The organism is Streptomyces sp. ATLC9, assembly GCF_057196705.1.
The window spans coordinates 1-324 of record NZ_JBXUOY010000625.1 but is presented as its reverse complement, the minus strand read 5'-3'; the positions used below and the strand labels follow the sequence as shown (position 1 = coordinate 324).

The following is a 324-nucleotide window of genomic DNA, read 5'->3' as shown; positions in this document are numbered from 1 at the left end:
CTTTCCAACCTGTTCGGCTGGAGGGGCAGTTGGGGTGACAGACAGGTGAAGCCCCTGGTAGATGGGTTTTCGACCAAGAAATCCGTCTCCACCAGAGGCTTCGTGTGCTTGAGGCTTTTCCATCATCGGCCTGAGCTGGCCAAATGCAGGGTGAGGACGGCTTGGATGAGGCTGGTGATCCGGGTGGTCGAGCATCGGATCTTGCGAAGGAGTCGCCAGGACTTGAGGGTGGCCATGGCCTGCTCGACGAGTGCGCGGATCTTCGCGTGGGACCGGTTCACTGCCTGCTGACCGGTGGACAGGGTCTCCCACCGCCCCCAGCAC

At 61.7% G+C, this 324-nt stretch carries 1 protein-coding gene; it reads right to left on the bottom strand.

The window, feature by feature from the left end; all coding sequences use genetic code 11:
- Window positions 1-122: 122 nt before the first annotated feature.
- Window positions 123-324 (bottom strand): transposase family protein (locus tag AC2CJA_RS27375; RefSeq protein ID WP_484605299.1); only part of this gene is annotated, 202 nt, incomplete at its 5' end.